The 8,674-nt window shown below is 34.6% G+C and carries 7 protein-coding genes and 1 tRNA gene; 5 read left to right on the top strand and 3 right to left on the bottom strand.

Features of this window, described 5'->3' with window-relative positions; genetic code table 11:
- Positions 1-191: 191 nt before the first annotated feature.
- On the bottom strand, positions 192-431 hold the full coding sequence (locus L6N96_04510; protein MCP8323420.1) for a hypothetical protein: 240 nt from the start codon (positions 429-431) through the stop codon (positions 192-194).
- A gap of 304 nt (positions 432-735) precedes the next feature.
- On the opposite strand from L6N96_04510, the gene L6N96_04505 reads away from it, so the two are divergent.
- Positions 736-2,259, top strand: a complete 1,524-nt coding sequence (locus tag L6N96_04505; GenBank protein ID MCP8323419.1) for a glycogen/starch/alpha-glucan phosphorylase — start codon at positions 736-738, stop codon at positions 2,257-2,259.
- Positions 2,260-2,313: 54 nt separating this feature from the next.
- Here L6N96_04505 and L6N96_04500 read toward each other — a convergent pair whose 3' ends face one another.
- A complete protein-coding gene (locus tag L6N96_04500; protein ID MCP8323418.1) occupies positions 2,314-4,386 on the bottom strand; it encodes a hypothetical protein in 2,073 nt (690 codons plus the stop codon).
- A gap of 175 nt (positions 4,387-4,561) precedes the next feature.
- On the opposite strand from L6N96_04500, the gene L6N96_04495 reads away from it, so the two are divergent.
- From L6N96_04495 to L6N96_04480, 4 genes are all read left to right on the top strand, one after another.
- Positions 4,562-5,767, top strand: a complete 1,206-nt coding sequence (locus L6N96_04495) for a glycosyltransferase family 4 protein (protein ID MCP8323417.1) — start codon at positions 4,562-4,564, stop codon at positions 5,765-5,767.
- 72 nt (positions 5,768-5,839) lie between these two features.
- On the top strand, positions 5,840-6,823 hold the full coding sequence (locus L6N96_04490) for an ATP-binding cassette domain-containing protein (protein ID MCP8323416.1): 984 nt from the start codon (positions 5,840-5,842) through the stop codon (positions 6,821-6,823).
- A gap of 56 nt (positions 6,824-6,879) precedes the next feature.
- Positions 6,880-7,638, top strand: coding sequence for an ABC transporter permease (locus tag L6N96_04485; protein MCP8323415.1), 759 nt, complete (start codon positions 6,880-6,882; stop codon positions 7,636-7,638).
- A gap of 115 nt (positions 7,639-7,753) precedes the next feature.
- A tRNA-Ser gene (locus L6N96_04480) sits at positions 7,754-7,891 on the top strand.
- Between the two features lie 544 nt (positions 7,892-8,435).
- Here the strand turns inward: L6N96_04480 and L6N96_04475 are convergent.
- Positions 8,436-8,674: DUF1464 family protein (locus tag L6N96_04475; protein ID MCP8323414.1), on the bottom strand; the 239-nt coding region annotated here is incomplete at its 5' end.

The following is an 8,674-nucleotide window of genomic DNA, read 5'->3' as shown; positions in this document are numbered from 1 at the left end:
TCCATCATCTTTTTATGAAGAAGTATCTGTTCTCTAAACTCATCAAGCCCATTTGGATTTAGAGACGAGAGGCTATGGAAGTAAGTTTGACAGAGGAATTCAACTCTACCTAATGAAGCCACCTCTTTCAATATTTCCACTAGTTTGGGATTAAACTTTTCAGCCTGCTCAAGCCAAAGGACACTTAAGCTTTATACTACCTTGAATGAAGGATGATTCATTAATAGGTTCTTTATCAATGAAGTAGCATCTAAGTAGCATCTATCCGATACTTTCTGAAAGATTTTTTTTTCAAGCTCTTTATCATAAATATTATTAAAAATATTGGAGGATCTTCTATACGATGACGATGATTCAATAAGAGCTTCTTTAAGTTCTTTTATACGGATAGGTTGATGAACCTCAAACATTAGAACAACTCTTTTAACCAAATTATATTCGCCAAAGTAATAGAGTTAATATAAACATTGTTAAGTATCTGTTTAATTAGACACCATTACTCCTAATAAAAATAATACTCATCATTGATACTCAAAATGTTTAGAATGGAAAAAAAGCTTCAGCTTATCTTAATAGAATCTATTTACGAAGATCAATTTAAAAAGATATAAAGCAATCGCAATATTTAAACCTAAACTTGTAGACATAGCAGTAGAACAGGATATAAAATTTAATTTCCATTTTAGATGCTTGCTAAGTAGCTTTTAAATAGGTATGAGTTAAAGGAACTTCTTTGTGATAATCAGCATAACGCCGGGACTTGCACTAGATGAAGGATACACTTATACAGGAGGTCTTGGAGTGCTAGAAGGAGACAAGTTTTACGGCGCTGCGAAACTGGGTTTACCATATACAACTTTAACCTTTTTTTATCGTGAAGCATTTATAAATTATGATTTCGACCAAGAAGGTACACCGATACCGAAGTCGCAGTCACAACCTCTTGAATTTCTCGAAAAACTTGTTCAAGAAGGAGTGTTGACCGTGGAGCTTCGTGGTGAAAAAGTAAAGGTAGAAATTTTAAAGTATCGTAAAGGAGAAGCTGAAGCCATATTTTTCAACCCTATAGAGCCTAGTTGGGTTTCCTGTCTTACAGACCATATATATATGGAAAAAAGTCTAGAGGAGAAGTTTTACAAGTATACGCTCTTAGCAAAAGCTTCAGCTGAATATGTAAGGCAATATATAGGTGTAGAGCGAGTAGACTATATCGATCTCCAAGAAGCCTATGCAGCCTTTCTCCCACTCATCCTTAGAATCTCTGGGAAATTCAGATTAATAATACATACACCTGGACCGTGGGGACACCCTGCTTTTCCAAACAAGTTTTTTGAGCAAGAGTTTGGGTACAAGTTCATCAATAAAGAGATCGTTCTAACCGATATAGGTTTAGCTGCTTCTAGAGAAGCCTTCACAGTATCTGCCAAACATTTTGAAGTCATGTCTAAGATTATCCCACACTTTACAAGCAAACTTCGTTATGTTACAAATGGAGTAGATATCGAAAGATGGATGGATAAGACGCTTAAGACAAGTTATGAAACTGGAAATCTTGATCTCAACCGTTTTATCGAAAATAGAAAGGCAATTAAAAAGAAATTTGCTGAGTTCATTCGAAGATACAAAGATATAGATGTCGAAGGCATGATTATTATCAACTGGTGTAGACGTACTGCGCCTTATAAAAGACCTGACTTTGTTATCAGAGCTATTGAAGATATACCTAATAAAAATGTACTATTCTTACTTGGGGGGGCCGCTCACCCTTATGATAAAGTAGGCTTGGAGTTCGTAAGAACCTTCCATAAGCTACATATCGAACGGGAGAATGTCGTATATATACCTGAATATAAAGTATCGACAGCGAAAGAGCTGATCAAGTCTAGTGACCTATTACTTTTTACACCTATATCCGGATGGGAGGCTTGTGGTACAAGTTACATGAAAGCAGCTATTAATGGAGTACCCACTCTCGCTTCACGGGATGGTGGAGCAATGGAGCTAATTAGGCATGGTGTTAATGGATGGTTTTTTGGAAAGGATCTTAAGGAATTATGGATACCTAAAACACCAGAAAATAACATAGAGGATTACGAAGAATTCAAGAATCTATTGCTTGAGGTGATAAACTTGTATCAGAATGATACTGAAAGATACTATAAGGTTGCGTCGAATGCATTAAGAACATCAATTCCTAGAGTAGGTATAGAAAGAGTGTTAAGAGAGTATTACCCAGATATAGTGAAGACACATTTATGATTGTTATCAGAACAATCAACTCAAAAAAGAGAATGTAGAAATTCAATAGGAAAGTTACAAATATTTTAAAGAATTTATGTATGGATCAATCCAATGAGACCAAAACTGTGCGGGGTTTTTGACTGGTATAAGATTATTACTGAATTTACTTGGATATGGGTTAATACCTTCTGGTAACGAAAATAGCTCATTTGAGTAGAATATCGCGTTTTCTCCCAACATATGGTCTAAGTTCGATACCAATAATCCTTCAACCATCTCATCTTCGTCAAGCCTTTGTGCTAATTTTATTAAGTATGGTGTATCCCTAGGCCAAAGTGTTGATAAATGGTATTGCTCATCACCTAGATACGTTCCATTGCCTTTTCGATTCACTAATAGGCCAAAGGGATAGGAGCCAGAGCCCAAATAAGTCAATGATCTATAAACCAAATACTTCTTCGCAGTTTTTAATATCCCTTCGAGCTCTTTTTTACTAAAGAGCCACCAGACAACAGAAGCTGATACTACTACTGTAGATGAAAAATCTTTACAAGTTCTACCTCCTATTAAATCAACAATACTGTATAGGAAATTTGAACCTTCATCCCAAAAATTCTTCTTAAAAGAGTTAATCGCTTTACTAAATAGCTTGCTACAAAGACCATTCATTCCAGATAATCTAGAACGATCTCTAAGTAACCTTATCCAATATGCATTTACTTCTGGTAGAAGAAAAGAAGGCATCATAAAGTAATCCTGAACCTCCTTTTCCTCCTTGACCTTCATATCATGTATTATCCAATCCTCCGGAATCCTAGTAGATATTATAATTTTACCAAAATGCCAAAAACTATCAATCCAGCTTTGGTTTGGACATGATGTTATGAGCCCTGAATCTAAAAGTATAGCGTTACCGTTAACCTCAGCTTTTGAGCTTTTCATCCCTCTTATAAATCTTAGGAATGCTTTTTTGACCTTAGCAACTAATTCCCCTGAATCTTCTGCATACTTGCTTGCCAAAGTAAGGAAAAGTATATCACCATCCACCCCTTTATAGTTGAGCTTGTCCCCCGACTTCTCTGGTAGCTTAAGTGGGAAAAACCCATTGTCATTTTGAAGATCTAGAACCCCATCAATAAACTCTCTTAAGAAGCTCGAATCTTCTAATAAGTGCTTTATAGTGTAGTAGTTGTTCAATAATCCTTCACACACATCCCTTAACCACATAGTCCTAAACCACCAAGCACCTGCCTCGGGAAAGAGTTTGACATCATTTTTCAATAACACTTGATATCTGAAACTCTTCAAAGTGAATATCCTTGAAGCCAAAGCATAGTCTTTACCCTCACCAATAAAATTACACCAAGAAAAGAGCTTGTCGAAGTATGCCTTGTCGTTCTCTAGCTCCGACCTCCAATACCTTAGTGATTCATCGAGTATGCTATTAGTCTCTTCCATGGATCCACATGCGAACCCAACACATCTGTCAACTTTCATAATCATAGGTACAGATACTTTCTTAGTGCACTCTTTAAAGAAGACATTACCGTTTATAACTTCTCTAAAACCATCGTATAATTTGTACACCCAGTCAATCTTTATGTTAAAAATCTTCTTAACTTTACCTCTTCCAATTACTAACTCTTTACCTTGAGAAGAGAATTTAGTTTTATTATTAAACTCCATAATATTGTAAGAAAAGGAGGCTGAATACATATGCCTTAAATCCACTAATGGCGCTATAAGTAGCTCAGTCTCGATTGGCTTATTAAAAAACATGATTAAAGAACATCCTTTCTTGATCGGCATCAAGTAATATTGTACAGAAAATTCACCAAGATCAGAGTCATAAACATACCTTGCTACCCAAGGGTTAACTTCCACAAATTTTGCATTTAGCTTTAATGCCTTATCGCTAAATAAAGAAAATGCGACTCCATCGAGAAATTTCCAGTTCTCTCCATTGACCACTGATAGTAAACCTTCGTAAGGATAGTCTCTATTAGGAATATAGAACTCGTGACCATCGATATTGATCTTTACAGTAAAGACAGAGGAAGACCATTCACATCCCAACTTCCTCAACATTACCCTTTTACTCTTGGCAAAATCCCAATCAGAATCCTCGATTGGCTCAACAATCAAACCATAAGGATTATGACATTATCTTATAAAAGCTAAATAGTAGAAGAAATTTTTAGGCTATCTCTATTGAAACTCTAAAACTTAACTTAACGAAACTAATAATACTGATAGACAAAATCTTGTTTTAGGTGAATGAAAGCTGAGAATAGGATTTTTTATATGGGAATATCCCCCATTGCTTGTTGGCGGGCTTGGAATCTATGCTGAATATATTACAAGACAATTTGTGGAGCTTGGACATGACGTCTCAGTTTTTACACTTAACAATATAGGCATTAAGACCAGAGAAATTATTAAGGGTGTTGAAGTTCATAGACCAATGATTGCAGATGCTTCGAACGTTTTTCCTTTGTTCGTTTCTGAAGATCTAAGAAGATGGGGGACTCATATTAAATTCTTTAGTGATATGTTTGTTTATAACATACTTTCCGCGACAAAGTTTGTAAATGAACTCATAAGGAAAAATGGAGATAATTATGATATTATATGTGTACATGATTGGTTAAGTAGTATAACCGGGTTGACAATTAAAAACGAGTTAAAAATCCCTATGGTTTTTCATATACATTCAACAGAATGGGGTAGAAGTGGTGATGGAGGTTCTCGTATAATTTCTCATCTTGAAAACACAACAGCACAAGTAGCAGATAGTAACATAACAGTTAGTTATCTAATGAAAGAAGATTTAACTCGTCATGGTTGGGATGAGAAAAAAATTCATGTTGTATGGAATGGTGTTGATCCTGAACGCTACAATCTTGAGAACGTGAATAAAGAAGCTGGTCAAAAACTTAGGGATAAGTATAATATAAAAGAAGATGAACAAATGATATTATTTATTGGAAGATTAGCATGGGTAAAAGGTGTTAGAAACCTCATCCAAGCCTTACCCTTAATTCTCAATGAATTTCCAAAAACAAAGTTAGTTGTTCTAGGAAAAGGAGAAGAACAAAAAGATGTTGTAGAATTAATCGAACGTTTAGGACTAAATAATAGTGTCATTTGTCAGTTTAAATTTGTACCTGAAAATGAGCGTATAATACATTACGCTGCTGCAGATGTATGTGCTTTTCCATCAGTCTATGAGCCTTTTGGGATTGTTAGCCTTGAAGCTATGGCTATGAAAAAACCAGTAGTTGTTGGAGCAAGGGGTATTGTTGGCTTTAAAGAACAGATTCTTTCTTCTGGCCCCGATCAAAATGGTATACATGTAAATGGCAGTGATCCTGTAGATATTGCGTGGGGTATTAAAGAGGTTCTAAGGGATTCTAATAGAGCAAAAAAATGGGGCAATAATGGAAGGAATAGAGTACTAAAATACTTTACATGGAAATTTGCCGCTGAACAAACAATTAAAATCTATGAAAGTCTCATTGTTTAATTCTGATTAATAACAAACCATAATCAAATTAAAACACTTAAAATAGATCATCGTTTTCTCTATATTGGAAAAATGCTTGCTATTGAAGTCAAAGAACTAACTAAAGTCTACGATAATATGATAGTTGCAGTTGACCATATCAATATGCACGTTAAGGAAGGTGAAATCTTTGGATTTTTAGGCCCAAATGGTGCTGGCAAAACAACTTCAATAAAGATGCTCTCAACACTGCTTAAGCCAACTGAAGGTTTCGCAAAAGTATGTGGTTTTCATATTGAAAAAGAACCGGATAAAGTTAGAAGGTGCATAGGGATAGTATTTCAAGATCCAGCACTGGATGACCAACTAACGGGTAAAGAGAATTTAGATTTTCATGCAAGAATATATGGATTAAGTAAGGAGAGAAGGAATAAAAGAATAATAGAAGTTTTAAAATTAGTAGGGCTTGAAGATAAAGCAAATGAATTAGTAAAGAACTACTCAGGTGGTATGAAAAGAAGGTTAGAGATTGCAAGAGGCTTGATGCACTACCCTAAGGTTTTATTCTTAGACGAGCCAACTTTAGGTTTAGATGTTCAAACAAGAAGGGCGATATGGGATTATATCCTTAACTTGAATAAAAATAAAGGTATTACTATTTTCTTAACAACTCACTATATGGAAGAAGCAGAGTATTTATCAGATAGAATTGCTATAATCGATAATGGTAGGATAATAGTTACAGATACTCCAACAAATTTAAGAAGCTTAGTAGGAAGTGATGTCATAACAATTGGTTGTAAAAATCATAAAAATCTAAAGGCTGAGCTTAAAAAGAAAAATTGGGTTGAAAAAGTCATACATCATGACAGCTTTTTAGAAGTATATGTTAAGGGTGGAGAAGGTAGAATACCAGAAATAGTTGAGGTTGCTAAAGAAAATAACATAAATATTGAATCTATTAACTTAAGAAGGCCAAATCTTGAGGATGTTTACCTCCATTATATTGGTAGAATGATAAGGGAAGATACAAGTGAAACAAAGAAGATTATGGCACAGAGATGGTTACGAAGATAATTTAGTAAAAAGAATCAATTAAGAAATAATTCTGCATACATTTTTGGTTTGTGAAGATGATCTCTGCAAACTTGCAAGCGATATATGTTCTATGGATTAGACAGATTAAAAGATTCTTAAGGGCAAAAAGTAGATTGGTTGCAAATATAGTGCAGCCGTTCTTCTTTCTAATGTTCTTTGGCTTTGGATTTAGCTTCATTAGACTTGATGGAAATTTGAATTATATAGACTTCCTTACACCTGGAATTATTACTATGTCGGTAGTGTTCTCATCGATGTTTGCAGGAGTATCTGTGATTTGGGATAGGCAATTTGGATTTTTAAAAGAAGTGTTAGTTGCACCTGTTAGTAGGCTCACGATAGTAATAGGACAAACTTTAGGAGGCTCTACACTTGCCATACTTCAAGGTTTACTTGTTTTATGTATTAGCATGATTTTAGGTGCAAAGGTAAACCTTTTTGGGTTAATACCAGCATTACTTTTTATGGTATTGATTGCATTTTTTTCAGTCAGTATTGGATTAATAATTGCATCAAGGCTCGAAGACTTTCAAGGATTTCAGCTTATAATGAACTTACTTATCTTTCCATTAATTTTTTTATCAAGTGCATTTTTTCCAATACAAAATGTTCCAGATTGGATGAATATTATTATGCTTGCTAATCCATTGACTTATGCCGTTGATGGGTTAAGGGGATTTTTAATAGGGACTTTTGCATTGCCAATATATCTCGATTTTATAATTGTAGTACTTGTTAGTTTATCTTTAATGCTAATCGGTGCTTTTGCTTTCAACAGATGTGAAAGTGGTTAATATATATGAAAAAAGTTGAATCAAAGTTGATAAACCTAATTTTTTGTCTTATGAAGTAACCATAATATTTAAGAAGCTACTAGTAAGTAAGCCTCTGTATGCCGGGGAAATGGTTGCCGGAAAGGGTGGAAATCCTTGGCAAAGATACCCTAGCCTGGTAAGGGGCAGATTCGCTGGAAGCCTAAGCCTGGAATAATGTACAATTAGCCTGTGACCCATACGGGTCTCGTGGGTTCAAATCCCACTCCCGGCGCTATAATTAAATTTGTAACTCAGAAACAAATTGCTAGTGCTGTTGGTGTGACAGAAGTTAAGATTAGAAACCGTCACAAAGATCTAAGAAGAATACTAGGCTCGAAATATGATTTTAAAATCTAGTAGGATTTTATCCTTTGTATTTTCACAAGCATTTGCAGAATATTTAAGTAAAAGAGATATGAAAATTAATTTTTCTGAACTCTCAGTAGTTATCGATGTTTAACTTTGCTCCTAACCTCTTTTAATTTATCAGCATATTTTAAAACACAATTAAGGCAAAATCCGTCAGAGCTTAGGATGTGCTGTATATTACCACATATTCTACACTTCATTTTTTTATCCTTGGCTCGTTTTTCGATCTGTAAATGACGGGTCAATTAAGTAGTTTGTAGATTACTATATAATTACATTTTATGATCAACTTTTCTAGTCCACTTTTCTATCTTTTAAGAACCTTAGAAGGTTTACAATGTATGTGGCTAGCAACATTCAAAGACTATATTGATAATAATATTCGTGTTTAAATTAGGCTGAAAATGTTAGATTTTATACATTCGTCTTAATTCATCAATTTCTTTTATATATATGTAATCTAGTACTGTCCCTTTTGCTTTTGTAACCATCATATTTTCAACAAGCTCTTTGTATTTTCCTCCTGCTAAACCATTAGCCAGAATGGCCGCCCCTTGTGCCGCCTCTTTAGATACTTGAGCAAATCCTTTAATTTTTCTGACATTCCCTAAATCAGACAACCTCTTAAAGAGTTCATCATGAATTC

This window comes from Candidatus Methylarchaceae archaeon HK02M2 (genome assembly GCA_024256165.1).
Classification (GTDB): Archaea; Thermoproteota; Nitrososphaeria; order Nitrososphaerales; family JACAEJ01; genus HK02M2.
Note: the sequence above shows the minus strand (reverse complement) of the source record. Positions and strands in the feature narration are given on the sequence as shown.

Bases quoted from the DNA above. Each gene is read 5' to 3' on its own strand.
- L6N96_04490 (MCP8323416.1), top strand. From the start codon at position 5,840: ATGCTTGCTATTGAAGTCAAAGAACTAACTAAAGTCTACGATAATATG.
- L6N96_04485 (MCP8323415.1), top strand. From the start codon at position 6,880: ATGATCTCTGCAAACTTGCAAGCGATATATGTTCTATGGATTAGACAG.